This is a genomic window from Holdemania sp. 1001095H_141210_F2 (genome assembly GCF_015558105.1).
In the GTDB taxonomy this organism is placed as follows: domain Bacteria; phylum Bacillota_I; class Bacilli_A; order Erysipelotrichales; family Erysipelotrichaceae; genus Holdemania.
In genome coordinates this window covers 79,337-104,603 of sequence record NZ_JADNPO010000009.1, presented here as the reverse complement: position 1 = coordinate 104,603, position 25,267 = coordinate 79,337, and the positions used below count along the sequence as shown (strand labels likewise).

Below are 25,267 nucleotides of genomic sequence, written 5' to 3'. Positions count from 1 at the left end.
ACAAACAACAAGAAAGAAAATCCGGCGGAGACTCCCATGATCACAACATAAAAACTGGCCGTGCAAGGTTTTGTTTCCAACTTTGCACAGGCCGGTTTTTCTTGTTTTTGCAGTGTTTCCGTTTGTTTAAGTCCAATTTTACAGCTTGGATTCAGGCTTGATTGTGCGCTTTCAGCTGCCGGTTCAGCAGGTTCACCCGGCGCTTCATCAGGCTGTATTCAATCAGCCAGATCATGGCGTAAATTGTGAAGAACAGGCCGAAATAACAACCGAAACCGATCAGCGTGTGCGGCATCCACCACATGAAGTAGGCGATCGGCAGCGTTCCGGAAGAACAGACGATCAAATGAACAAGCGTTTGCTTGAGTAAGCTCCAGCTTTCGATGGACCAGATCTGACTGGCAGCCGCCCAGATCGCGCCGTAAAGCATCGAACAGAGCGTTTGCAGGAGCATCGCGCTGACCTCCGAGCCGCAGAAGACGATCAGCTCCGGAACCACCGCGTAATAGTGCCCGTTGTTGTGCATCAGCGAGATCGCCAGCGTGATCAGCGTGGAAAGGGCCACACCGGCAAGCGCTCCGAACAGACCGGTCAGGATCATTTTCTTTTTCATGGTTTCACCTCATATTCCACATGCTTGTTTGATTTTGGAAACGTAGCGCCGGGAAACGTAAGTCTGCGCGCCGTTGGTCAGCGTTACGCAGATCGTACCGGAAAAGCTTAAGTCAAAATGGTTCACCTTGCTCAGATTGATGATTTCCGAATGGGAAATCCGGACGAAATTCCCCGGACTTAGCCGGGTCTGGACTTCCTGCAGACTCAGCCGGACGATAAACCGGCCTTTCTCGGCTTCCGCAATCGTTTTCTTTTCCTGGGCATAGATGCGGATGATTTCCCGGGGCTGAAGCAGGACGAGTTCATCCTCCTGAAACCCCGCAAGAAACGCGGCGGGCGTATTGGATAAGGATTGAATCAGCGTCTGGATTTCGTCAGTGACCTGGCGGGTGAGGACGATGAGCCGGGGTTCGCCGCAGTTCTCGTCGATTTGAATCTCAACCTTCATGTTCATCACTTCCTTTGGCTGTTTTCTTGATCTGACCCTAGTATAGCGGAAATCCCGGCAGGATACATCCGCTTTCCGACAGACGGTCGGTTTTGCGGGTCAAACGGTTAAATTCAGGGAAGGAAAAGAGGCTGAAAAGGATGAATGCTGAAACGGTGAAAAGATGAAACAGAACAAGGAAAGAAATGCGGAGGAAAAGAAAAGTTTTCATTCAAATTTAAGCCGGGGTTTGATATAATGAAAAACAAGGTTTAAAAAAGGGGAACAGGAAATGAATTCAAAACGAGGACAATGGGCCAGTAATCTGGGCTTTATTCTGGCCGCGGCGGGCAGCGCCGTCGGCTTGGGCAATATCTGGAAGTTTCCAGGCAAGATCGCGGCGTATGGCGGCGGAGCGTTTCTGCTTTTGTATGTGCTGATCGTCGCGCTGATCGGTTTACCGGTGATGTTGGCGGAATTATCCATCGGCCGGGCCACACAGAAAAACGTCGTCGGCGCGTTTCACAGCCTGAACCGGCGCTGGACCTTCTGCGGCGGTCTGGGGGTCATCACGTTATTTGTGATTTTATCGTATTACTGTATTGTCGGGGGCTGGGTGACGAAGTATGTTTTCGTGTATTTAACGGGCGCGCATTTCCCGGCTGCGGCCGCGCCGTTTCAGGATTTCTTCGTGCAGTTTATCAGTGCGCCGGTCGAGCCTTTGATCTGGGGCGCGTTGTTTTTCGGCTTGTGCATCTTCGTCGTCGTGCGCGGAGTTTCCAGCGGCATCGAAAAATTCAGTAAGTTTCTGATGCCGTGTTTGTTTTTGCTTCTGATTGCGATCGTGTTCCGGGCAGTCACGCTGCCGGGGGCCTGGGAAGGCGTAAAATATCTGTTTGAAATCCGGCCGGAAGCCCTTAACGGCGATACGCTGGTGGCGGCTTTGGGTCAGGCTTTTTTCTCGCTGTCGGTCGGGATGGGTATTATGGTGACGTATGGATCGTATGTGCCGAAAAAAGAAAATCTGCTGCGCAGCGCGGTGATGATCTGCATTCTCGATACGCTGGTCGCGGTGCTGGCGGCATTGGCGATCGTGCCGGTCGTGTTTGTCACGATGGGCGCTGAAGGACTGGGCATGGGCGGCGGTTTTGCGTTTATGGCGCTGCCGGAGGTGTTTGCGATGATGCCGGGCGGCGTGCTGTTCGGTCTGGCGTTCTTTCTGCTTCTGTTTCTGGCGGCGCTGACCAGCGCCATCAGTATCCTGGAAAGCTGCACGGCTTTTCTGAACGAAGAGCTGCATTGGAGCCGGCTGAAGTCAACGCTGCTTCTGGCAGCGCCGATGAGTCTGCTGAGCATCGGGTATTCGCTGTCGCAGAGCGCGGAGCGTTCGCTGAATTTGCCATGGCTGGATTGGAAGCACGGGCTGCAATGGCTGCCGATGAATGCGGTCATGGAAAAGTTCACCGATAATCTGATGATTCCGTTAGGCGCGTTGTTGTTCTGCGTGTTTGTCGGCTGGATCTGGGGTTCGCGGAAAGCGGCGAAGGAAATCAGCGGCGCGGCGCAGAAGCCGTTTAAACTGGAAAAATACTGGAGTTTTATCGTGCGCTATGTCGCGCCGATCGTAATTTTGATCATCTTGTATTTTACATTGATTCAGGGACAAGGATTGTCATAAACAAAGAAAGAAGCAAACTGCCGTTAAAACAAAAAAGACAGTTTGCTGAAAATCAGATCATCTGCCGCGGTTGGAGCTTAAGCTCGCATCGCGGCTTTTTCTTCCTCCTGAATAATTTCCTGCATCCGCAGATAACGCTTTTTCATCACTTCGCAGATCGGTTTTTGATCGCTGAGCCTGTCCAGATTCCGCTGCATGACTTCGAAGACCGGATCCATTTTAATTAACGCTTCGACGATCGGGGACTGACTGTGCGGACGGGCTTCTTTGATGAACCAGCGCCATTGATCTTCCTGAGAAAGCGGCGGGGTGAAGCTTTCATCCTGTGCCGGCAGCGGAATGACGACCATTGTGACCTTATCCTCAAACGGCGTAAACAAACCGAAATCAGATAAACGCAAAGTCTGCGGCGCTTTCCATTTCCGGTACGAGGCAGGATTCAGGACAAACGAAACGGCCACGATCGGCTGTGCTTTTTCGATTTCCTTGATGTCAGGGGATTGAGCGGCAAGTAATTCGCTGACCAGCGCTTTCGTCCGGATAGACGCAGTCCGCCAGGCCGTAACGGTCTGAACGCCCAGCACCATGAAATCACCGACCTGGACGCCGATGCCAATCGAATATTCAGAATTCAAAGTTTCGGAATCGACGGTAAAAACCATCGTGGATCCGACGTTTTTATTCATGGAATGGGGCAGGCTGGAGATGATTAATTTGAAAAGCAGATCGTTGGTCAGGTTAAAATACTCGTTGAGTGATGGTTCCGGCATAGTTTGTTCCTCGCTTTCTACCTTTAATATTGCGTTTTTTTTCAAAAAGCCTTGCTGAAATATAAAAAAAGTTAAATTTTTTTCTAAAAATTCGTTTTTTGCCTGAAAACATTTACATCTTGGAAGTGAATTTAACTTTTTTACTCTGTTTCGATAGTAAGCCAAGAGGCATCCGATTCTTTTAAGGATGAAATGAAAAAAACGGAACATCGGCTAAGGCTTAAAGCCAGTCTGCTAACGTCATAACCAGAACGTCCCTGATTAAGGTTCAACCTTTTTGTTGCGGGTTCATCCGCTGTTATGAATTCCTTGGGGAAAAGCAGACAAAAAAACGGATCAGTTTAAAACAGCGGACGGTAGAAAAAAACCTTCCGCGGTTTGCGGAAGGTCAGAAACTATGCTGTGGAGAATTCAGGGATTAATTTAACGGGACTTGCGGATTGGTCTGCGTTTCGCCGTTTTCATTCTGCGGAAGGGTGGTGTTTTTCTTTTCCTGCAGCGTCAGGGACAGGGTAACCGTGGATCCGCCGCGGCTGACCATGATTTCCACGGTATCGCCGACAGCGTAATTGTCTAACGCCGCGCTGAGATCCGCGAAGGATTCCACAACCTGATTGTTGATCGAAATGATCCGGTCGCCCGCCTGCATGCCGGCTTTATCCGCTGCGCTGCCGCTTTCCACATCCGTGATGTAAACACCTAAGCTGTTGACGCCGTACTGCATCGCAGTCTGAGCGTTTTCAATGCTCAACACGGTAACGCCCAGCGCTGGCCGGCCGGTGACATAACCGTTGGCGATCAGCTCCTGTGCGATCCTGCTGACAAGATTGGACGGAATCGCAAAGCCCAGGCCCTCGACGTCGCTGCCGCTGGATTTGGCGACGACCATGCCGATCAGTTCGCCGCGGGAGTTGAACAGCCCGCCGCCGGAGTTGCCCGGATTAATTGCCGCGTTGGTCTGAAGCAGCGTCATCTGCTGATTATCCAGCGTGATCGAGCGATCCTTGGCGCTGATGATGCCGTTGGTTACGGTACCGCCCAGCTCACCTAACGGATTGCCGATTGCGACGGCGGTTTCGCCGACGTTCAGGGTGTCTGAATCACCGAAGGTGACCGGCGTCAGGCCGCTGGCATTGATCTTCAGCACCGCGACGTCGGTCTTACTGTCGGTGCCGACCAGCACCGCGTCATAGGTTGTTCCGTCGCTGGTACGGACTTGAATGGTGGAAGCACCGTCGATCACGTGGTTGTTGGTGATCAGATAGCCGTCTTCGGAGATGATCACGCCGCTGCCGGCTCCGGTCTGCACGTATTGCTGCAGGAAGCTGCTGTTGGTGACTTTTTCCGTCTTAATTTCCACGACGCTCGGCTGATTCAGCGCAGCGACCTGCTCGACGCTCATCTCGCTGCCGGCCGCAACCGGCTGGACTTCCACCTTGCCGGAGGTCGAACGGTACAGCGTTGTGGAGGAGCCGTTCATCGGGTTGGCCAGCAGGCCGCCGCCGAAACCGATGCCTCCGGCCAACAGTCCGCAGCAGAGAAAGCCGGTGACCATCGTGCGCTTCATCGACTTGCGCTGCTTTGCCAGTTCTTTCAGCACCGGATCGGGTTCGGGCTGGACATGGATTCGCTCGCAGCGGGTTTGTTCCTGAGCTTTTGCCTGGGCATTCGCGCTTGTATGTTCCTGTGAGGCAGCGGTCATGCCGGCTTCATTTTCACAGTGATTTTCTTCTGGGATTCGATTTTCATGATTTTCATTCATCATCATCACACCTCTTTCTTTTTACGAGTCTTATTCTAGTCCGGGGATGTGACTTCATATTGACTGAAATATGAAGATTGTGTGAAGGCTTGGGTAAACTGATGTTCACTTTGTAGAGAAGGTGAAAAAAACTGGTTGACCTGAGGGTGAAAAGCATATCCAGCGAAGACCTTCAGAAGGTAGCGGACAGACAAAAAGAAGCGCCGGAACCTCCGGGCTTCTTTGAGTACAGCTGCCAGTTAGAGAACAATCGCGATGACGTTGCCTTTGCCCCGGTTAATCAATTTGGTCAGGATACCCTGCAGGCGGACCCGCGCGGTTTCCGGAATCATCGACAGCTTTGAGTTCATGCCGTCCTTAATGATGTCGGCCAGCTTGCGCCCGAAGATATCCGATTCCCAGATGGCCTGCGGATCGCTTTCCTGATCGCGAAGCAGATAGCTGACCAGTTCCTCGCTCTGTTCTTTCGATCCGATGATCGGCTCAAACGTGCTTTCAACATCGACCTTGATCATGTGAATGGATGGGGCGACGGCTTTGATGCGCACGCCGTAGCGGCCGCCTTGCTTGACGATTTCCGGAGTGGAGAGCTGGATGTCATGCAGGGAGGCGGAAGCGAAGCCATAGCCGGTCTGCTTGACCATCTTCAGAGCGCTGCTGATGGCGTCGTATTCGCGCTTGGCTTCGGCAAATTCCTGCATCAGCTGCATCAGCTGGGCTTTGTCGGTGATGTCCTGACCGATGATTTCCTTTAAGACCTGATTGTAGAGTCCGCTTTTGACCTCCAGATCGACGACGGCGACGCCCTTGCCGGTATCAACAGTTGCCAGGTTAGATTTCTCGACGTATTCGTTCTCATTGAGGATATCGACGATGCCTTCGACCTCGCGCAGCTTGGTGATCGCCTTCATGCTTTCCTCAATCGAACCGTTAAGACTCTGTTTGAGCCAATGCTCGTCGCTCAAAACGGAGACCCACTTCGGCATCTGAACGTTGATTTCCGAGACCGGGAATTCGTATAGCGCTTCCCGCAGCAGCGCGTGAATATCGTTTTCGTCCAGGCGGTTGACTGCCATCGGAAGAACCGGAACCTGAGTCTTTTCCTTTAACTTGTCAACGACGCTGCGGCATTGAATGGATGAAGGATCCTTGGAGTTGACGATGATGATGAACGGCTTGCCGATCTGGGTCAGTTCGTCGATGACCTCGGCTTCCGCCTCGATATACGAGTCGCGCGGCAGATCCGCGATCGAGCCGTCGGTGGTGATCACGATGCCGATCGTGGAATGATCCTGAATGACCTTCTGCGTGCCGGTCTTGGCCGCTTCATTAAATGGAATCGCTTCGTCATACCACGGCGTGCGCACCATCCGCATGCCGTTTTCATCTTTGTAGCCTTTGGCTTCCGGAATGACAAAACCGACGCAGTCGACTAACCGGACCTTGACCGTAAAGCCGTCGTCGAAAGCGATCGTCGCGGCGTTGTTCGGGACAAATTTCGGCTCCGTCGTCATGATCGTCTTGCCTTCTCCGGATTGCGGGAGTTCATCAATCATCCGTCCTTTTTCGTATTCGTCTTCGACATACGGAATGACGGCCTGCTCCATGAACTTTTTGATGAAAGTGGATTTGCCTACCCGTACTGGTCCGACAATGCCTAAATATATATCGCCGCCAGTTCTTTCACCGATGTTTTTCAAAATTTCTGTCGTTTCCATAACTTCCTCCCTTAGCTATTTGAAGTGTATGAATTTGCCCAGGGCTCTATGCCAGCGCAATGTGAAAAATAAGTGGAAATCTGCCGGGCGGAAGGGGATCGGCGGAGATCAAAAGAGGAACCGCGGGGGGACACGCATGAGAAACAGGAAAACGAAGGCCGTGATCGCAGAAAAAAACAACCCGGATCAGCGGATTGTCTTTTCACGATGGATTTAAATCGGATTGATCCACAAGAAGACCAACCTTCCTTGCCTAAGGGCTGCGCTATTTGATTTCATGCTCGGTATATTCCGCGTCGATCACATCTTTTTCATCGACGTGCGGACGGGATTGAGTTTGTGAATAACCGGCGTCCTGCTGTTGCTGCTGGTAATAATCTTGTTGCTGCTGCTGCGCTTTGTAGAAAGCTTCGCGCTGTTTTTTATTGCGGTACAGAAACCAGCCGATGATCCCGACCCATAACAGCAGTCCGACCAGCGGATAGGCGTAAAGCAGCGGCGAGAGCACCTGCAGAATAATTAACAGAATGAAAAAATAAACAAAGGATCCCATCATCGCGCCCTACGACTTTCTCTCGAAGGTCGTCTTGCAGCGCGGACAGGTGATTTCAATCTTCCCGTGTCCCCGCGGCACGCGGACCGTTTGATGGCAATGCGGGCAGCTGAAATATTTGTGCTCTTTATCACTGGCGTTCTTTTTGATCAGTGAGAAGGCGGAGCGGACCGGCCGGGTCAGTTCCATAAATTTGATGTTTTCTTTCTGGCGTTTCCAGAGGTTGCGGGAAAGCGTGCGGAACAGGGAGGCGAAGATCAGTACGTCGCCCAGCAGGCCGAGGAATACGCTCTTAAACGTCAGCGTGTTGACAAGCAGGACGGCCAGGGATGCAAACAACAGGAAGTTGTTCAGCGCATCGGTGCCGTAGCGGCCGTTCATAAAGCGAAACAGCGCGTTTTTAATTTTTTCAAGCATGGTTATCGTTCTCCTTATAATGTAGCTTGCGCATGATCTGCGTAATCTCCTGAAAGCTGCGGTGCAGCGTCGCCAGTTCGTCTGCGCTGAGCTGGGCGAAATACGGCGTCAGATGCCGGATTTGCTTTTCTTTATACTGGCGCAGGATTTCGCCGCCCTGGGGACTGATCGAAATCAGAATGCTGCGGCGGTTGTTGGGGTTGGGCTTGCGGTCGACGATCCCGCGTGTGACTAAACCGTCGATCAGCTTGGACAGCTGCTGCTTGGAAATCAATGTCTGCCGGCAGCAGTCGGCCAGCGTCATTTCCTCACGGCACTGCAGCGTGAATAAAACATATAATTGAACAGGGCTGAAATTCTCGTTCTGCGCGATTCCCATGGACCGGTTGAGCATCAGCGGCTGCAGATTGAATAAATCTTCGAGGACCTTGCGGATTGCATCTTCCATCATCATCACCTCATGCAAACTATTATACCGATTTTCGCAATCTTGTAAACACGTGTTTACAGACTTCACATGATTTCACATGAAATGTTCACACAGTCTTCACTTTCTGAAGCAACAGAAAAGCCGTCGCGATTGACGGCTAATCCAGCTTTCTGAAATATTGAATCGCCTGCGTGTTCAGTCCGGTGTGAACGGCGACGACGTTGACGAGCTTGATGATCTGAATTTCGGTTTTCGGGAAGGTGCGGCGCAGGATGGCGGCCAGCTGCTCGGCGGTCTGCGGTGCGTCGACGTGCGCGATGGTAATCGAGTAATGTTCGTCGATGTTGTCTTCCTTCATGATCTGTACGGCCCGTTCCAGCGCGCGGGTATAGGTTCTGACCTTTTCCTTGACGTCGATCCGTCCCTGGGTACGCCGGTTGATTTCCAGAATCGGTTTGATCTTTAATAAGCCCGCTAACGTGGCGGCCAGCGGCGTCAGCCGTCCGCCGCGTTTTAAATGCTGCATGTCGCTGGGCAGAATCAGGGTGTTGGTCGTGTCGATCACCTGCTGGCAGGCGGCCTGGATTTCTTCCATGGAGGCGCCGGTCTCGGCCATTTGCCTGGCGGTGCGGATCAGGTATTCCTGAACGACGGCCGTGACATGCGTATCAATCGTGATGATCGGCAGCCCGATTTGGGAAGCCGCCGTCTGCATCGCACTGATTGTGCCGGACAGACCGCTGCAGATCGGCACAGCGAAGATCAGTTCCACGCCCTCAGCTTTTAATTGTTCAAAACATTCCTGAATCCGGCCTAACGACGGCAGGGATGTCGCCATAACCTTCTGCTGCTGAAGCAGCGTGATCAGCTGGTCCTGATCAATGTCTTCCATATCCTGAAGACTGCGGCCGTCGACGCTGATCTGAAGCGGCAGACTGACGATGCCGTCCGCTGCCATTTCAGCCGCGGTTTTCCCGATGCCGCTGTCGGTAACAAAGGCTATTTTCATAGTTTTTCACTCCTTATATGTTTCATTTTAACGCGATCTGATTTAGAAGTAAACTAATATCCACTTACAGAAAAGACGGTTTGTCGACTTTGTGCGAAAGCACAGATCTTCATTGAAATCGAATTGATGAATCAAAGGGCTGAATCAAGGGTTAAAAATAAAGAAGGACAGTTTGGAAAAGCAAAAATAAATCTGGAAAAAACGGAAAGAGGGATGTTTCGATCAAACTAGAAAAAAATTCAATTTGAAATTGACGGAGTCTGAAGAATTTCGTATAATTCACTCAAAAGAAATGATGACGCAAAATGGAAGCGGCGCTGCCCTGACGGAGCGGAACAGGCATGGAAATAAGCCGGAAGGGAAGCCTTCGGTTGAGTGAAGCAGTGGCTGATCCGGCCGCTTTATGGTAAAATAAAAAAGAAGGGAGTGCTGAAAAATGAGTGTTCATCTGCATGCGCGAAGTTGTTATACTTTATTAAACAGCACCCTGACGGTACCGCAGTTGGTAGCTCAGGCCAAACAGGCGGGCTATGAGGCGATCGCCTGCACCGACGAAAAAGTGATGCACGGTGCGATGGAATTCTGGAAGTGCTGCCAGAGGGAACAGATTAAACCGATTTTCGGTTTGGAAGTACAGATTCAAATTGAAGAAGAGATCGTTGCGATGACCGTGCTGGCGCGGGATAATGAAGGTTATGTCGGTCTGATGGAAGCTTCCAGCCGATTGTGCGACGGGCAGAATACGCTGACGCTGGATCAGATCCGAGCGCATCTGGAACACTGGGTGCTGATCGTTTATGGCGAGGGCGGTTTTGTCGAAAGTGAATTGATTCAGGAGGACCGCCGCGGCTTGAGCGATAAGCTGGGCTGGCTGAAGACGCAGCTGCCGTTGTTTTATATGGCGGTCTCGTTTAACGACGCGTCGTTCTGGAAATTGAAGAATATTTTATTAAAGCAGGTGTGCGCGGCGCAGGAAATTCCGACTGTCGCCCTGTCGAAGATTTATTATGGCAAAGCAGAGGATGCCCAGCTGTTTAAAATTGTCAACGGGATCCGGTTGTCCAAGACGATCAATGATAAAACGCTGCCGTCGGTCAACGGCCGCTATCTGCGCACCCCGGCGGAAATGGAACAGCTGTATGACGCCGAGGATCTGCAGGCGAGCGATCACATCGCTTCGATCTGCAATGTGACGATGGAGCTGGCGAAGACGACGCTGCCGGCGTTTCCCTGTCCGCAGGGTGTATCCTCAAAACAATATTTAACCCAGCTGTGTCTGGCCGGCTTGAAGAAACGGCGGCAGGGACAGCCGGAGGATCCGGCGTATCGGCGGCGGTTAAAATATGAGCTGGACGTCATTTTAACGATGCACTTTGAGGATTATTTTCTGATCGTCTGGGATTTCATCCGGTTTGCCCGCAAGGCGGGAATTTATGTCGGACCGGGCCGGGGCAGCGCGGCGGGCTCGTTAGTCGCGTATGTGTTGGGAATCACGCACGTGGATCCGCTGGAATACGGATTGCTTTTTGAACGATTTTTAAATCCGGAGCGGATTTCCATGCCGGATATTGATACCGACTTTCCGGATAACCGGCGCGACGAAGTGATTCAGTATGTCGCTGAAAAGTATGGCGAAAAACATGTCGCGCATATCGCGACGTTCGGTACGCTGGGCGCCAAGCAGGTGCTGCGCGACGTCGGCCGGGTTCTGGAGATTCCGCTGCGTGAGGTTGACATGCTTTGCAAAGCTGTGCCGTTTGGAATTAAGATGACGCTGCAGACGGCGATTCAGCAGAATCCGCGGTTTCACCAGATGGTCTATGCCGACCGGCGGTATCAGGAGCTGTATGAAACCGCCTTGCGGATCGAGGGTCTGCCGCGGCACGTTTCCACCCATGCGGCCGGAATTGTCTTTTCCCGCGCCGAGCTGGAGCAGGTCTGCCCGACAATCCGGATTGAAAACGATCTGCTTTCCACGCAGTATACGATGGAGCATCTGGAGGAACTGGGACTGATCAAGATGGACTTTCTGGGACTGCGCAACTTGACGATCATCGACGATATCGTTCAGCGCGTGCAGCAGCGCCAGCCGCTCGATATTATGAAAATTCCGCTGGACGACGCGAAAACCTACGCGCTGTTAAGAAAAGTCGATACCGTCGGCATCTTCCAGCTGGAATCGGAAGGTATGAAAAATCTGATCCGCAAGATGCAGCCGGCCTGTTTCGACGACATCGTCGCGACGATCGCGCTGTTTCGCCCCGGGCCGATGGAAAACATCCCGGAATATCTGCGCTGCCGGAAGGATCCGTCAGCTGTGCATTACCTGCATCCGGATCTCAAGCCGATTTTGGAAAGTACCTATGGCGTAATGATCTATCAGGAACAGATCATGCAGACGGCGCAGAAGATGGCCGGTTTCTCGCTTGCCCGCGCAGATGTGCTGCGACGGGCGATGTCCAAGAAAAAGCTCAAGGAGCTGCAGTCGCTGCAGAAGGAATTCATCGGCGGCTGTATCCAGCAGGGCTATGATGAAAAACTGGCGAATGAGGTTTATGCATTGATTCTGAAGTTCGCCAATTATGGCTTCAATAAATCCCATTCCGTAGCGTATGGTCTGCTTGCCTATCAGCTGAGCTATCTAAAAGCCAATTTCCCGTTGGAATTCTATACTTCGCTGCTTAACAGCGTGATCGGCGCGGAAGGCAAGACCGCCGAATATATCGACGAATGCCGCCGGCATCAGGTTCAAATTCTGGGGCCATCGGTCAATGCCAGCGACGTGCGTTATTTAATCGAGGGCGAAGCGATCCGCTATCCGCTGCTCGGAATTAAGAATATCGGCTCGGCTGCCTGCATGCAGCTGTTGGCGGAGCGGCAGGAAAACGGGCCGTTTCAGGATTACTACGATTTTGTCACGCGGATGCTGACACGCAGGCTTAACCGGAAAATGATCGAAGCGCTGATCGACGCCGGGGCGCTGGACGAGTTCCACGCCAACCGTCAGAGTCTGCGCCTGTCGCTGGAAGAAGCGATCAGCTACGGCGATTTAGTGCGGATTGAGGTCGGCGGTCAGGTACGGATTGATTTAGGCCTGGTATCCAAGCCGGTGATGGTGATGGCGAAGGAAGATCCGATTGAACGCAGCGAACGCGAACGGGAAGCGCTGGGCTTTTATCTCTGTTCGCATCCGATCCTGCAGGTCAAAAAGAAATTTCAGATCCAGACCGAACCGTTAGTCCGGTTAATGGCGAAGGGCGGTTTTATTGAAGGCTTCGTTTACCTGCAGCGGGTGCGTCAGCATCGCACGAAAAAAGGCGATCTGATGGCGTTTGCGGTCGGCGTGGATGAAACCGCGCAGATCGACTTAGTCGTCATGCCGAGCATTTACGCCCGCAGCACGGCCTTTTTGAACAAAGGCCAGTACGTGTACTTCCAGGGCAAGATGGACAAGGAAGATTCCTGTCTTGTCAACCGGCTGCAGCCGCTGAACACGGATTTCACGCAGAATTCACAATAAAACGATACACTGTTGACCATAAGGAAGGATGATGCACATGGCCAGAATACTTATTGTTGACGACGAACAGATGATCCGCGAGGTCGTCCGGGAATACGCGCTGATCAACGGCTATGAAGTCGCGGAAGCCAGCGACGGACTGGAGGCGCTGGAGTTAGTGGAGAAGGAAGATTTCGACTGCGTGATCCTCGATATCATGATGCCGAAGCTCGACGGCTTTTCCGCGTGCAAGCAGATTAAAAAGATTAAGCCGATTCCGATCATCATGCTTTCGGCCCGTCAGGAGGAATACGACAAGCTGTTCGGCTTTGAGCTGGGCGTGGACGATTATGTCGTCAAGCCTTTCTCGCCGAAGGAGCTGATGGCCCGCGTCAAGGTCATTCTGGAACGCTTCAAAACCAAGGATACCGAAGTCCTGCGCTTTGAAGGGCTGCAGATCAACATCGAGGGCCGCTCTGTCACGGTGGATGGGGAGAAAGCGAATCTGACGCCGAAGGAAATCGATCTGTTGTTATACATGGTTAAAAATAAGAATATCGCCTTATCGCGGATGAAACTGCTGGAAGAAGTCTGGGATTACGACTATTTCGGCGACGACCGGACGGTCGATACACACATTAAGATGCTGCGGCATAATTTAAAAGACTACCGCAAGTTCATCGTTACCGTCCGCGGAATGGGGTATAAGTTTGAAGCTTGATTTTCATGGTATAAAGTTTAATATCTGGCTGTATTTCATGTTGTTTGCGGCCGGACTTTTAGCTTTGGTCGGCGGGGCGCAGCTGCTTTTGATCAAGCCGTATTATCGAAGCAATAAGATTTCGGCGATCAAAGAGGTGGCGGCGACGATTCAGGAGTACGTCATCGACAATCAATGGCTGGACGAGGCGACGATCAAGAAAGCTTCGCAGTTTGCGATCAACAACAATGTCTGCGCTGTCGTTTACAACGACAGCGGCAACGTGGTCTACAATTCTGATTCGCTGGGGGATTCGTGTATTTTCAACCAGACGATTACCGTCGGCTCGACGCAGCTGCAGCCCCTGACCAACGGAAAAGCGATGCGCGAGCTGCTGCTGTTAAGCGACGGGGAGCTTTCGGAAGTGCTGGCGAATCAGCGCAGCGACCAGGAAATGATTCTGTATGGGAAAATGGTGCAGGCCAATCTGGCGAATTTTTATCTGTTTGTCAACAGTCCGCTGGAACCGCTGGATTCCACGCTGACGATTTTTCAGGATCAGTTTTTCTTTCTGGCTTTTTTCGCGCTGATTTTATCCATTGTGATCTCTCTATTTATATCGACAAAGCTGTCGCGGCCAATCGTGCAGATGAAGCACTCCGCCAACGAGCTGGCCAAGGGGCATTACGATATTCATTTCGAAGGCAGCTATTTCAGCGAGATCGACCAGCTGGCGGATACGCTGAACGATGCCACACACAAGCTGAGCAAGGTTGACGAGCTGCGGCGGGATCTGATCGCCAACGTCTCGCACGACATCAAGACGCCGCTGACGATGATCAAGGCGTATGCCGAAATGATCCATGATATCTCCGGCGATATTCCGGCCAAGCGCGACGAGCATCTGGACGTCATCGTGCGCGAGGTCGATTATCTCGATCATCTGGTGACCGACATGGCGGAGCTCTCGAAGATGCAGTCGGGCAGCTATCAGCTGAAGCTCGGTACGTTTAACTTAAGTCAGAAAATCCAGAATATCGTCACGCTGTGCCAGGTCATGATCGACGAGCATCATTATCAGCTGGTGATCGAATGTCCGCGGAGTTTGATGATGACGGCCGACGAGGTCAAAATCAGCCAGGTTATCTATAATTTCCTGTCCAACGCTTTCAAGCATACGCCGGATGGAAAGAAGATCACGATCCGCGCGTTTGAAAAAAACGACTGGATTCAGGTTGAGGTGGAAGACGAGGGCGAGGGGATCAAGAAAGAAGATCTGCCGTACATCTGGGACCGTTATTACAAGATTGATAAAAAATATCAGCGGGCAACCGGCGGCAGCACCGGGCTGGGCCTGGCGATCGTCAAGGCGATCCTGGACAGTCATCACGCGGAGTACGCGGTAGAAAGCGAGGAGGGCAAGGGCTCCCGGTTCTGGTTCAGGATCCGGCGCTCGGCAGAATGGAAAATCAAAATCTAACTGAAGAAGCACGGCAGAACCTGCGTCTGGATTATCTGCCCAAGCTGAGACTGCCGCTGTGGCAGCGCAAGGACATGTTCTGCATGAACACGGACACCGTGCTTTTGGGCGAGCAGATGGTTGTTCGAAAAGGCGAGAGTGTGCTCGATCTGGGCTGCAACAACGGCGCGCTGCTGCTGTACGCCTCGCGTTTTTCGCCGGGTTCCTTAACCGGCGTCGACCTGCTTCCCCAAGCGCTGGCCTTGGCGGCGGAAAACATGCGGATCAACGGTCTGGAAGCGGAACTGATCTGCGCGGATCTGGCGGAGTTTCGTCATCTGCCGTTTGATGTGATCGTCTGTAACCCGCCGTATTTCGCGACGCCGGATCCGGCTTCCGTCAACCGCAATCCTTTTTTAGCGACAGCCCGGCATGAAGCGGGCTGCACGCTGGAAACGCTGTTTGCGGCGGGCGGCCGATTGTTAAAAGACAAGGGCCGGTTCTATCTGGTTCACCGCGCAGACCGGCTGGCGCAGATCATCGCGGCGCTGCAGAACTCGCCGTTAACGCTGCGCGAAGCGACGCTGGTCTTTGACCGCCGTACCCGTCAGGCCACGGCGGTGATCGCTGAGCTGCGCAAGGGAAAGCTCGGCCCGGTGCGTTTCCGCGAACCATTGTGGCGGCCGGAACCCGATCAGGAATAAGGAAAGAACGTCAGCTGAAAAAAGCCGGCGTTTTTTGTTTCTGGAAAGGATCGCGTCCCTGCATTGCCTGAACATCGCTCAAATCCGGAAAGATCGAAAAAAGAAACGATAAGAATGAGGAAGGTAAGCAGGAAAAAATAATCTCTGAAATGATCTCAGTACAAAAGCTTGAAAGGAGTTCGGATGAAACATAAGGAATGCGGCGGGTTCCTGTTGGCTAGCGGGCAGAATCGCGTTTTCCTTCATCACATCTTCATTGGAGGAAGCGAATTAAGAAACAAAAATCCGTTCATTCCGACCTGAAATTGAAAGAAATGGCAACCCGGTCGGAGTTGATTTCAGACGCTAAAACTTTTACAATGAATCTAAGCGAGTTCCCCCCAGCTTTCAGGAGGTCAAAAATGAGAAAACAAGGAAAAAAATGGGCGACGTTTCTTTTGTGCTGTCTGTTGCTGCCGGTAACGCCGGTCAAAGCGGAAACGACGGTGATCGAAATTGTCGATTACCGCGATGGACAGGAAACTGTCCTGCAGACGTTTGGCACCGTGAAAAGTGCGGCGGATTATTATGCCAAGCACCGGGATGACACCAGTGTCGCCAATCTGGGCGTGCGGCAGGATGGGAAGCTGATCGCCGTGGATCAGGGGATCGTCTTCTTCGCCTCGGAAGGCTGCAAGGTCAACACGGAATACAAGGATGCCGACACGGGCAATGATGGTTATCTCAACGGATGCTACGGTGCCGACGGTGCGGCGCTGGACACCGATTTCACACGCATGCAGGTGGATTTCAAAATTTCCGGCGTGCGCGGCCGGGTGAAGCTGGCAGAGGTGACGCTGGTTCCGCTGGATCAGGCTGGCAATTTAAGCAGCTATACGATCCGCGACGGCCGGCTGTATCATCAGATCCGTCAAAGTCAGTCGTCCTCGCGCTATGCGACGATGATCGATCTGGGGCCGGTTCCGGCATATTTGAGCAGTGCTGCTCAGCTTTACAGCTACGACGGTCACTATTTCTATGAAGATCCGGCGGTGATGCTGCAGGATTATCACAACGGAAGCACCGCGTTGTCAGTCAATCCCGCGGAACCCTTTTATTTTTATTATCAATATTTATCCCATCGGTCCTTGTCCTTTTACACGGAAGCGGAACTGACGGATTATTTCCAGAAGACGCTGGGGATCGATCAGTCGATCGTTTCCTATCAGGACCGCGACCGCAATTCCGTTCACGATACGCTGAACCAGTCGCTGTATTATAGCGAGGAAGGCGCGTTCCTGCAGGCGCAGTCGCTGTATGGATCCAATGCGTTAATGATGCTGGCACTGTCGATGAACGAATCGGCCAGCGGCCGCAGTTCCCTGAGTTTTACGCGCAACAATCTGTTCGGCCACGCGGCGTATGACAGCGACGTCGAGGCCAACGCCAAGCGCTATTTCAAGTTAAGCAGCTCCATTTTATCGCATGCCAAAACCTATGTTTCCGCCAGTTATCTCAATCCGAAGAAGTTCCAGTATCACGGCGGATTCTTCGGCGACAAGGCCAGTGGAATGAACGTCAGCTATGCCTCTGATCCGTATTGGGGTGAGAAAGCGGCTTCCTATTATATGCAGCTGGACGAAGCGATGGGATTGAAAGATCTGAACCAGCTGACGCTGGGCATTCATACGGAAAACACCAGTCTTAAAATTCTGAGCGAACCCGCCGCTTCCGCAGAGGTACTCTACACGAGCGGAAAGACGGCGCCGCTGGCGTTAGTGTTATTGGAAAAGCTTGAGAATGGGGAAGGCACATGGTATAAGGTGCAGAGCGAAGCCGCGGTGGCGGAAGATTTTACCTACCGCTTTGAAGACTGCATCGGCTATTTGCCATCATCCAGCTTCCAGCTGATTTTAAATGCGGACCGATTGAATACGCTGCAGCTGAAATCCGCGGTCTTTGACGCGGGTGAAGGAACATTCCCGCAGGGCGGCAGCCGGATCGAAATCGATCTGTTGGAAAACAGCGAACCGTATGCGCCGGAGCCGACCCGGGAAGGCGGCGTCTTTGTCGGCTGGCAGGAAAACAACGGCGTTTATACGGCTGAATATAAGGAAATCCAATCCATTTCGATGATTTCGCTGCCGAAGCAACAATTTGCGAGCGGTTCGCGTATTGATCTTAAAGAGGGATCAGTCCTGGTTCAGTATGCTGATGGAACGCAGGAAGAGAAACCGCTGACCAGTTCCATGGTGAGCGGATTTGATATGAACGCCGACGGGCCGCAGACGGTCACGGTGACTGTCGGCACGGCGGCGACCAGTTACGACATTGAGGTGTCCGAGCCGCTGACCCAAGCCCAGGATGCGCTCAAGGAGGATCTTCAGGCGTTGATCGACGCGATTGATCCGGCGGCGGTCACGGAGCAGCAGAAGACCGATCTGATCCAGCTGAAACAGCGGCTGGACACGACGGAGGTTTCGGCCTGGACGATCGCCCAGATCCGTTCGCTGGATGCGCTGCTGAAACCGCTGTTGGATGGACAGCGCTCGCTGATTCTGAAATCCAGGGACAGCCAGTTTTCGGTTTCCGGGCTGAGTCTGGCGCTGCCGCAGAAAAACCCGGGAAAGAAAAAAGGCATCCCGGACACTTACAAGCTGACGTTGAAAGAAACCGTGCCGGAGGCGGAGGTCCAGGTGCAGGTGAAGACGATTGCCAGCGGCAACGGCGCGGAGATTGAACAATGGTTCAGCGTGTCGGGACAGAAGAACTATGACAAGAAGCTGACGCTGCGCACGCCCCTGTGCGTGACGATGAGTCTGCCGGAGGGCTGGAACAGCTCAAAGAAGGTAACGGTGTGGCGGCTGGAGGCGGGCGACGTCATCCAGATGCCGATGACCCAGAGCGCTTCGACGCTGACCTTCTCGACGGAAGCCTTAGGTCAGTTTGTGCTCGTCAGCCGTCAGACGGTTAACCAATATGAAGACGCGGCGCCGGTTGAGGTCATGACGATCGCCCAGAACGGTTTAGACTGGCCGCAGCTGATGATCAAGGCGCTGGCAGCCGTGATCGCGTTGTTAGTCCTGTTTATCACCGTCCTTGTTTTACAACGGCGGGCGGATAAAAAACGCCGCCGGGCCCTGGCGAGAAGAGCGAAACGCCAGCGCGCCAGCCGCCGATAATTAAAAAAATCCGTGACGGATGAATTTCAGAAGTTCATTCGCTGCGGATTTTTATTTTTTGCGGGATTGAAAGATGTTTTCATGAATCGCCCGGGTGATCACGGCAATCGCTTCGCCGACGTCCTGCTTCATCCCCAGATTGATCCAATCCTGAAGCAAGCCGACAATCGCATGCGTATAAAACCGCACGATCAGTCCCTGTTCCTTGGCGCTTAAATCCGGATGGCTGAGTTGCAGCTGCTGGCGCAGGAAGCCTTCATAAATCTCGCGCAGGACCGTGCCTAAATTGACCCGTCCGTAAGTGTGCAGGGCATGAAGCGTAAACGCCGGATCCTGCCGCAGCTGGGCTGCTGCCGCTTCCAGAGACCGCGCCCAACTCTCCCGCGTCAATAGCGGTTCGACAACGGGGATCAGCCGGCTTTTTAACAGCGCGTCCAGAATTTCGTACTTATCGGAAAAATGATAATAAAGCGTATTGCGGCTGACGCCGGCCACATCGCTGATCTGTCCGATTTGCAGATCATCCAGCGATTTCTTGCGCATCAAGTTTTCTACGGCGTTGAAGAGCGCCTGCCGGGTCAGTTCGGAAGTCGCCATCAGTCTCACTCCTTTTTCATTATTGTAACAAACCCCGGTTCCGCTGTCCAAATTCTTTTGGACAAATTGAGAAATTGCCCAAAAATCGAACAGAACAGGAGAGTGCCCATGGACAAGCGGCGATCCGTTTCTTATCATCAAGCACGGAGGGATAAGTTATGGAATACAACGATTTGCCAAAACCCGCAAGCGAGGCGACCCGCCAGATTCATCAAGCGATGAAGACGCTGCTGGATTTTGACGATCCGCATGAGAAAGAATGCGCGCTGCGCAACTGTCTGAAAAAAGTAGAAAATCTGGAAATCAAAAACGCGGAAGGCGAAGTGATCTGGAGTCAGAAAATCGCCTGTCTGGATCAGGAACAGGAAGTGGAAACGATCAATCCGAGCCTGTACCGCAACGCCTGGCTGAATCATCAGACCGGTTTGTTCAAGGTTGTCGACGGAATTTTTCAGGTCCGCGGCTACGATATGTCCAATCTGACCGTCATCGCCGGGGAAACCGGCTGGATCGTCTGCGATCCGCTGATCAGCTGTGAATGCTCAGCCGCGGCGCTGGCCTTAGTCAATGCCGTGCTTGGAACGCGGCCGGTTTCCGCGGTTGTAATTTCACATCCGCATCTTGATCATTTCGGCGGAATCAAGGGCATTGTCAGCGAAGAAGCGGTTCAAAACGGTTCGGTTCCAATCATTGTGCCCGAGCATTATACCGATTACGCCGCAAGCGAGAATGTCTATGCGATGAACGCGATGCAGCGGCGGGCCTGTTACCAGTATGGAACAGCGCTGGATTTTGGCGAAACCGGCGCGATCGCGATGGGGATCGGGATGGGGCAGTCGCGCGGGACGGTCACGTTTATCCGGCCTACGGATGAAATCCGGCAGACGGGGGAAAGACGGATCATCGACGGCGTGGAATTTATTTTCCAGATGACGCCGGAAACAGAATCCCCGGCGGAAATGTGTTGGTATCTGCCGCAGTTCAAGGCCTTATGGATGGCTGAACTGTGCAATGCGACGATGCATAATTTATATACGCTGCGCGGCACGCAGATCCGTGACGGCAATGCGTGGGCGTTCGCGATCACGCAGGCCAGAGCGCTGTTTGGCAGCGAGGCCGAAGTGCTGTTTCAGGCGCATAACTGGCCGCACTGGGGGAATCAGGAAGTCAACGAAATTCTGGAGGAAACCGCGGCGGTGTACAAGTTCATCAACGATCAGACGCTGCTGTATATGAATAAGGGCCTGACGCCGAATGAAATTTCCCATACGATCCGGCTGCCGAAGTCGTTAGAAAGAGTGTGGACGACCCGGCCCTATTACGGTACGCTGTCGCACAATGCCAAAGCGGTCTATCAGCGCTATCTGGGCTGGTATGACGGCAATCCGGTCAATCTGAATCCGCTGCTCCCATCCGAGCAGGGGCAGAAGCTGATCGAGCTGGCCGGCGGCCTTGAGGCTGTGTTGGAACAAGCGGAAAAAGCACTGGAAAAGGGTGAATATCAATGGGCGGCGGAGCTGGCCAACGCCGTTGTCTTTGTCCATCCCGACCATATGAAAGCCCGCTATCTCTGCGCGGATGCCTTGGAACAACTGGGCTATCAGGCTGAATCCGGCCCCTGGCGCAACTGTTATCTCAACGGCGCGGACGAACTCCGCCACGGGGTCAAAACAGGCCGGCAAGCGAAAAACTCCGGGGATCTGGCCCGCTGTATGGACAGCCGCATGATGCTGGACTATCTGGGTATTCTGATTGACGGCGAACAGGCGGAGGACAAGGATATCAAGCTGAACTTGACAATCACGGACACCCAGGAAAAGTTTTGCGTGCATCTGATTCACGGCGCTCTGTTAGTTTATCCAAAGATTCACGAAAAAGATGCCCGGGCGACGCTGACGATGCCGCGAATGGGGCTGGCGGCCATACTTTCCCGCAATGGGGATCTGCAGGCAAAGCTGATTCAGATCGACGGCGATCCGAATTGTATCGCGGAGCTGACGGAGGCCATCACCGATTTTGACAAACGCTTCGCGATCATCGAACCATAGCGTAAAAGTAAAAAGAAAACGTGGCGAGGACAGATTGTTTTTAAACTGGAACAGCGCGGAAGCAAAAAAACTTGGCAAGGACAGATTGCCTTTCAAACCGGAAAGGCAGCCTGCAGACCAAGTTTTTTTTATTGGCTTTTTAAGACTTTTATAATTTCAAAATTATATCAGAGATCAACACCCAGAACCCGCGCCAGATTGCCGCCCAGGATCCGCTGCTTTGCGTCTTCATCAATCGGCAGACGCAGGATTTCATTCATCGCTTCCGTGATTTTTTCAGCGTTGTTGTAAGGAAAATCCAATCCGAACAGACACAGCTCATCGCTGGTCATGTGCAGCAGCGTCCGCACCTTCTCCTGACCCAAATACCAGAAGCGGTTGCGGTCATTGTCAAATACGCTCGTTAATCCGGCATAGATGTTGCATTTTCCGGTTTCCTCTGCGCGGTTGTTCAGGATCACGGCCAGCGCTTCGTTAAAGAAGCAATAGCCGCCGACGTGTTCCATCGAGAATTTCAAGTCCGGAAAATGCCAGGCGACTTCGTCAAACAGCAGCGGCTGATAATCCTTGATTCGATGCCAGTGCACGCCGGTATGAAACGACAGAAATAATCCTGCCTCTTGCGCGGCCGCGTAAACCTGAAACGCTTCCGGCCCGTCGATCGCAAATTTCTGGAAAGCCGGATGCAGCTTGATGCCTTTCAATCCCAGTTCGCGGATTTCTCTGACCTGTCCGGCCAGATCCTGTCCGTGGATGTCCACGACGCCGAAGCCCGTCAGCTCCGGATGGGCTTTCAGTTCTTCCGCCATCCACAGGTTTGGGTTATAGTCCAGACCCCATTCGTAAAACGGCGCGAAACAGACGCATTTCTCAATTCCTGTTTTATCCATGACTTCAAGCAAAGCGCTGACCGTTCCGTCTGCCCGCTGATCCCGGCGGAACACATGCGCATGATTGGCAAATATTTTCATAATCCGATTTCTCCTTCTGTTTAGATTATACAAGGCTGATGAAAAAAGAAAAGAGGAGGGAGGGAGAAAAGCGTCAATTCAGGATTGACATTTTTCACTTATAGTAATACAGTTAATACAGATAGTACAGATGATACAGATTGGAGGCGGGAGCTTGTTTCTGATCAATACGCAAAGCAACGAACCGATTTACGAACAGATTAAACGTCAGATCGTCCGGTTCGTGGAAGCCGGCGTGCTGCAGCCGGATGAGAAGTTGATTTCGGTGCGCTCGCTGGCTCAGCAATTAAATATTAATCCCAACACCGTGCAGAAAGCCTATCAGGAACTGGAAGCGGAAGGTGTGCTGTATACGCTGCCGAAAAAAGGGGTGTTTGTCCGCGGCCGGCCTGCGGATGGAAAAGTTTGCGGTGTGGAAACGGAAGTCCGGCAGCTGCTGAAGTTATGCCGCATGCTGAAGATCAGCACGGACGAGCTGATCGAAATCATAAGGAAGGAAGGGGAAAATAATGTTGAACGTTGACAACATAACAAAGTCGATTCAATCGAAGGCAATCGTCAAGGATTGCAGCCTGAGCGTGCAGGCCGGTCAGATCTGCGGGCTGGCGGGACCCAACGGCGCCGGGAAAACGACGCTGCTCAACTGCATCGCGGGCGTGTTGGAGCCGGAAGCGGGACGGATTGAACTGGATGGTAAAGATTTAATTCATGAACCGCTGAACCGGAAAGCGCTGTTTTTGATCAGCGAGGACTTTGACGAAGGTCAATTTTTCACGATTCGTCAGATGAAAGAATTTTACAGCATGTTTTATTCGCTTGATGAGGAGGTGTTTGCGCAGCATTTAAAGCATTTTCAGCTGGCGGAAAAGCTGCGGATCAACAGCCTGTCGAAAGGTCAGAAACGTCAGACGTTGTTTTCCATCGCGCTGAGTCTGGATCTGCGGTTATTGATGATCGACGAAGTGTTCGACGGCCTGGATTGGAACGTCCGGCGGTATCTCATGCGGTGTCTGACGGATAAGATCAGCGATGGATCCATGGGCGTGCTGCTGGTCTCGCACAGTTTAAAAGAGATCAAGGGAATTTGCGATCAATGTTTCTTGATGAAGGATCAGACGATCATCGCTCAGCAGGATCTGCTGGAGAATCATCTGTTTCGCGTGCAGCTGGTGTTTCTCAAGGAGTGTGAGCTGGATTTGAAGATGCTGGAAATCGTGCAGGCCGAGCGGATCGGAAAGTGCTGGAACGCCGTTGTGCGCGGAGAGGAACGGGCGATCCGCGGCGTAATTGCCGGGCTGTCCCCGGCGTTGGCCGACGTTCAGCCGCTCAGTCTGGAGGATTATTTCAGTCTGATGACAGATTCGACATGGAAGGGGGATGAGGAGAATGACGGAGAAGTATTTTAAATATTTGATGAAACAATCGCTGCCGCTGTTTGCGTTGATTTTGGTTTTTGGGCTGTTGTTCTCGCTCGGTTTTATCAATCCGGATAATCTTCCGGCCTATTTGGCCATCGTATCGCTGGCGATTCCGTTTCTGTTTCAGTTCTGGCAGTTCCGGCGAAAAACGGCGTACACCTATGGGGCGCTGCCAATGGATCGAAAGAAATTTGTCATTGCCCGGCTCGGCGTCGTTCTGTTTCTGGTGCTGGTTCCGGCGATCCTTCTTCTGTTCGCGGTGGTCGTTCGCGAGAGCATCTCTTTAACCTCGATGATCTCGCTGATGTTGAACTGGATCTGCCATCTGTTTCTGATGACTTCGCTGAATCTGTTGATTCTGAGCGTCTGCCATTCAGCGGCGGAAGGGATCATTGCGTTAGCTGGATATCTCTTGTTGCCGATGACGATTCTTAATAATCTGTCCGATATCCTTCGTCAGCATCTTCTGTTTGGGTTTAACAGCCCCCGATGGCTGGACTTTCTATCACCCTGGATCTATGGCTTCAGTAAGATGAGCGGCGATTTTCAGGAGTTTTTAACCGGTGCCTTTACGGGAGAGCGCTGGGATGGGATGGAATTAGGGCTTGTCTTTCTGATCGGCGCGGCGGCCCTGACGCTGACCCTGCGCTTAAGCCGGAAATTCCATAATGAGGAGGCCGGCAAAGGCTTCCGCTCAGCAGGGGTGCTGCCGGTTTTATCCTCGGCTTATGCGTTTCTGCTGATGCTGAACTGCACGCAGGGTTTGCCGCGCAGCCGCAGCTGGATTTTGATGGCGCTTCTGATGATTCTTGTTTATTTCGGCGGACTGATGCTTTACCGGCAAAGCTTAAGACCATCGCGTAAAGAGATCGTTGGTTTTCTGGCGATGGGATTGATCGCGTGGGGGATTAACCTGGGGATTCGTCCGCTCTGTTACCGTCTTGATAAACGGGAAATTCAAAAAATGAACGAAGTATCCATGGAATATTATTTATATAACGACAAGCGGATGATCCCCGAAAATCTGCTATGCAAGGTCGAAGTTGATCAGGTAAAGGATCCGTTAGTGCTGAACGAATTGCGGGGGTGGATGAAAACTTCGCTGGAAGGAATTTATCAAGATGCCAGCTATTACGAATATGATGACTGGAACGATGATGCTTCGCGGGCAATGCAGGTGCGTTTTCACGATTATAAAAATTTAACTTATTATAAGAATATCCCGGTAGATTTAATGTCCGGCAGCAAAGTTGTCCAGCTGTTTTATCAGCAGGATCTGCCGGAAGGCTGCCAGCCACAATGAACCGAAACAGTCATAAGATTTAACTGAT

Annotated in this window: 21 protein-coding genes; 10 read left to right on the top strand and 11 right to left on the bottom strand. The window is 52.4% G+C overall.

What is annotated here, in order from left to right:
* Window positions 1-151 precede the first annotated feature (151 nt).
* Together I2G61_RS07915 and I2G61_RS07910 are read right to left on the bottom strand one after the other, a co-directional pair.
* Window positions 152-613, bottom strand: a complete 462-nt coding sequence (locus I2G61_RS07915; protein ID WP_072683392.1) for a DUF3021 domain-containing protein — start codon at window positions 611-613, stop codon at window positions 152-154.
* 9 nt (window positions 614-622) lie between these two features.
* Window positions 623-1,063 carry a LytTR family DNA-binding domain-containing protein gene (locus I2G61_RS07910; protein WP_072683391.1) on the bottom strand — a complete coding sequence of 147 codons (441 nt, stop codon included), beginning with the start codon at window positions 1,061-1,063 and terminating at the stop codon, window positions 623-625.
* Window positions 1,064-1,334: 271 nt separating this feature from the next.
* Here I2G61_RS07910 and I2G61_RS07905 point away from each other — a divergent pair, with 271 nt between their 5' ends.
* Window positions 1,335-2,720 carry a sodium-dependent transporter gene (locus tag I2G61_RS07905; RefSeq protein WP_195548124.1) on the top strand — a complete coding sequence of 462 codons (1,386 nt, stop codon included), beginning with the start codon at window positions 1,335-1,337 and terminating at the stop codon, window positions 2,718-2,720.
* 77 nt (window positions 2,721-2,797) lie between these two features.
* Here I2G61_RS07905 and I2G61_RS07900 read toward each other — a convergent pair whose 3' ends face one another.
* From I2G61_RS07900 to I2G61_RS07870, 7 genes are all read right to left on the bottom strand, one after another.
* The gene (locus I2G61_RS07900; RefSeq protein WP_195548123.1) at window positions 2,798-3,490 is read right to left on the bottom strand and encodes a hypothetical protein; all 693 of its coding nucleotides are present in this window, start codon (window positions 3,488-3,490) and stop codon (window positions 2,798-2,800) included.
* A 418-nt stretch (window positions 3,491-3,908) separates the two neighbouring features.
* Entirely contained in the window at window positions 3,909-5,255 is a 1,347-nt protein-coding gene (locus tag I2G61_RS07895) for a S1C family serine protease (protein ID WP_229100710.1), read from the bottom strand.
* Between the two features lie 236 nt (window positions 5,256-5,491).
* Entirely contained in the window at window positions 5,492-6,970 is a 1,479-nt protein-coding gene (gene spoIVA, locus I2G61_RS07890; protein WP_195548122.1) for a stage IV sporulation protein A, read from the bottom strand.
* Window positions 6,971-7,235: 265 nt separating this feature from the next.
* Entirely contained in the window at window positions 7,236-7,523 is a 288-nt protein-coding gene (locus tag I2G61_RS07885; RefSeq protein WP_139248542.1) for a hypothetical protein, read from the bottom strand.
* 9 nt (window positions 7,524-7,532) lie between these two features.
* Window positions 7,533-7,940 (bottom strand): hypothetical protein, encoded by a 408-nt coding sequence (locus I2G61_RS07880; protein WP_195548121.1) that lies wholly within the window; start codon window positions 7,938-7,940, stop codon window positions 7,533-7,535.
* Window positions 7,933-8,391, bottom strand: coding sequence for a MarR family winged helix-turn-helix transcriptional regulator (locus I2G61_RS07875; protein WP_195548120.1), 459 nt, complete (start codon window positions 8,389-8,391; stop codon window positions 7,933-7,935). The genes I2G61_RS07880 and I2G61_RS07875 overlap by 8 nt, the downstream gene beginning before the upstream one ends.
* Window positions 8,392-8,527: 136 nt before the next feature.
* Complete coding sequence (locus I2G61_RS07870) at window positions 8,528-9,379, bottom strand: DegV family protein (protein ID WP_072683383.1); 852 nt, start codon at window positions 9,377-9,379, stop codon at window positions 8,528-8,530.
* A 436-nt stretch (window positions 9,380-9,815) separates the two neighbouring features.
* On the opposite strand from I2G61_RS07870, the gene dnaE reads away from it, so the two are divergent.
* The 5 genes from dnaE (at window position 9,816) to I2G61_RS07845 (ending at window position 18,902) form a co-directional block, all read left to right on the top strand.
* Window positions 9,816-12,899 (top strand): DNA polymerase III subunit alpha, encoded by a 3,084-nt coding sequence (gene dnaE, locus I2G61_RS07865; protein ID WP_072683382.1) that lies wholly within the window; start codon window positions 9,816-9,818, stop codon window positions 12,897-12,899.
* 37 nt (window positions 12,900-12,936) lie between these two features.
* On the top strand, window positions 12,937-13,599 hold the full coding sequence (locus I2G61_RS07860; protein ID WP_039865057.1) for a response regulator transcription factor: 663 nt from the start codon (window positions 12,937-12,939) through the stop codon (window positions 13,597-13,599).
* On the top strand, window positions 13,589-15,058 hold the full coding sequence (locus I2G61_RS07855; RefSeq protein WP_072683380.1) for a cell wall metabolism sensor histidine kinase WalK: 1,470 nt from the start codon (window positions 13,589-13,591) through the stop codon (window positions 15,056-15,058). The genes I2G61_RS07860 and I2G61_RS07855 overlap by 11 nt, the downstream gene beginning before the upstream one ends.
* Entirely contained in the window at window positions 15,040-15,741 is a 702-nt protein-coding gene (locus I2G61_RS07850; protein ID WP_195548119.1) for a tRNA1(Val) (adenine(37)-N6)-methyltransferase, read from the top strand. Before I2G61_RS07855 ends, I2G61_RS07850 begins: the two co-directional genes overlap by 19 nt.
* A 401-nt stretch (window positions 15,742-16,142) precedes the next feature.
* A complete protein-coding gene (locus tag I2G61_RS07845; RefSeq protein ID WP_195548118.1) occupies window positions 16,143-18,902 on the top strand; it encodes a glucosaminidase domain-containing protein in 2,760 nt (919 codons plus the stop codon).
* A gap of 51 nt (window positions 18,903-18,953) precedes the next feature.
* Here I2G61_RS07845 and I2G61_RS07840 read toward each other — a convergent pair whose 3' ends face one another.
* On the bottom strand, window positions 18,954-19,499 hold the full coding sequence (locus I2G61_RS07840; RefSeq protein WP_195548117.1) for a TetR/AcrR family transcriptional regulator: 546 nt from the start codon (window positions 19,497-19,499) through the stop codon (window positions 18,954-18,956).
* Window positions 19,500-19,657: 158 nt separating this feature from the next.
* On the opposite strand from I2G61_RS07840, the gene I2G61_RS07835 reads away from it, so the two are divergent.
* Window positions 19,658-21,547, top strand: a complete 1,890-nt coding sequence (locus I2G61_RS07835; protein WP_195548116.1) for an alkyl/aryl-sulfatase — start codon at window positions 19,658-19,660, stop codon at window positions 21,545-21,547.
* 167 nt (window positions 21,548-21,714) lie between these two features.
* Here I2G61_RS07835 and I2G61_RS07830 read toward each other — a convergent pair whose 3' ends face one another.
* Entirely contained in the window at window positions 21,715-22,518 is an 804-nt protein-coding gene (locus I2G61_RS07830) for an amidohydrolase family protein (RefSeq protein WP_195548115.1), read from the bottom strand.
* A 154-nt stretch (window positions 22,519-22,672) separates the two neighbouring features.
* On the opposite strand from I2G61_RS07830, the gene I2G61_RS07825 reads away from it, so the two are divergent.
* The 3 genes from I2G61_RS07825 to I2G61_RS07815 are packed head-to-tail and all read left to right on the top strand — an operon-like array spanning window position 22,673 to window position 25,239.
* Window positions 22,673-23,041, top strand: a complete 369-nt coding sequence (locus I2G61_RS07825; RefSeq protein ID WP_195548114.1) for a GntR family transcriptional regulator — start codon at window positions 22,673-22,675, stop codon at window positions 23,039-23,041.
* Entirely contained in the window at window positions 23,028-23,924 is an 897-nt protein-coding gene (locus I2G61_RS07820) for an ATP-binding cassette domain-containing protein (RefSeq protein WP_195548113.1), read from the top strand. The genes I2G61_RS07825 and I2G61_RS07820 overlap by 14 nt, the downstream gene beginning before the upstream one ends.
* Window positions 23,905-25,239: a hypothetical protein gene (locus tag I2G61_RS07815; protein ID WP_195548112.1), complete on the top strand. Its 1,335-nt coding sequence runs from the start codon at window positions 23,905-23,907 to the stop codon at window positions 25,237-25,239. The genes I2G61_RS07820 and I2G61_RS07815 overlap by 20 nt, the downstream gene beginning before the upstream one ends.
* The last annotated feature ends 28 nt before the right edge of the window (window positions 25,240-25,267 follow it).

Coding starts and splice junctions, on each gene's coding strand:
- I2G61_RS07915 (WP_072683392.1), bottom strand. CDS start 613: ATGAAAAAGAAAATGATCCTGACCGGTCTGTTCGGAGCGCTTGCCGGT.
- I2G61_RS07910 (WP_072683391.1), bottom strand. CDS start 1,063: ATGAAGGTTGAGATTCAAATCGACGAGAACTGCGGCGAACCCCGGCTC.
- I2G61_RS07905 (WP_195548124.1), top strand. CDS start 1,335: ATGAATTCAAAACGAGGACAATGGGCCAGTAATCTGGGCTTTATTCTG.
- I2G61_RS07900 (WP_195548123.1), bottom strand. CDS start 3,490: ATGCCGGAACCATCACTCAACGAGTATTTTAACCTGACCAACGATCTG.
- I2G61_RS07895 (WP_229100710.1), bottom strand. CDS start 5,255: ATGATGAATGAAAATCATGAAAATCGAATCCCAGAAGAAAATCACTGT.
- spoIVA (WP_195548122.1), bottom strand. CDS start 6,970: ATGGAAACGACAGAAATTTTGAAAAACATCGGTGAAAGAACTGGCGGC.
- I2G61_RS07885 (WP_139248542.1), bottom strand. CDS start 7,523: ATGGGATCCTTTGTTTATTTTTTCATTCTGTTAATTATTCTGCAGGTG.
- I2G61_RS07880 (WP_195548121.1), bottom strand. CDS start 7,940: ATGCTTGAAAAAATTAAAAACGCGCTGTTTCGCTTTATGAACGGCCGC.
- I2G61_RS07875 (WP_195548120.1), bottom strand. CDS start 8,391: ATGATGGAAGATGCAATCCGCAAGGTCCTCGAAGATTTATTCAATCTG.
- I2G61_RS07870 (WP_072683383.1), bottom strand. CDS start 9,379: ATGAAAATAGCCTTTGTTACCGACAGCGGCATCGGGAAAACCGCGGCT.
- dnaE (WP_072683382.1), top strand. CDS start 9,816: ATGAGTGTTCATCTGCATGCGCGAAGTTGTTATACTTTATTAAACAGC.
- I2G61_RS07860 (WP_039865057.1), top strand. CDS start 12,937: ATGGCCAGAATACTTATTGTTGACGACGAACAGATGATCCGCGAGGTC.
- I2G61_RS07850 (WP_195548119.1), top strand. CDS start 15,040: ATGGAAAATCAAAATCTAACTGAAGAAGCACGGCAGAACCTGCGTCTG.
- I2G61_RS07845 (WP_195548118.1), top strand. CDS start 16,143: ATGAGAAAACAAGGAAAAAAATGGGCGACGTTTCTTTTGTGCTGTCTG.
- I2G61_RS07840 (WP_195548117.1), bottom strand. CDS start 19,499: ATGGCGACTTCCGAACTGACCCGGCAGGCGCTCTTCAACGCCGTAGAA.
- I2G61_RS07835 (WP_195548116.1), top strand. CDS start 19,658: ATGGAATACAACGATTTGCCAAAACCCGCAAGCGAGGCGACCCGCCAG.
- I2G61_RS07830 (WP_195548115.1), bottom strand. CDS start 22,518: ATGAAAATATTTGCCAATCATGCGCATGTGTTCCGCCGGGATCAGCGG.
- I2G61_RS07820 (WP_195548113.1), top strand. CDS start 23,028: ATGTTGAACGTTGACAACATAACAAAGTCGATTCAATCGAAGGCAATC.
- I2G61_RS07815 (WP_195548112.1), top strand. CDS start 23,905: ATGACGGAGAAGTATTTTAAATATTTGATGAAACAATCGCTGCCGCTG.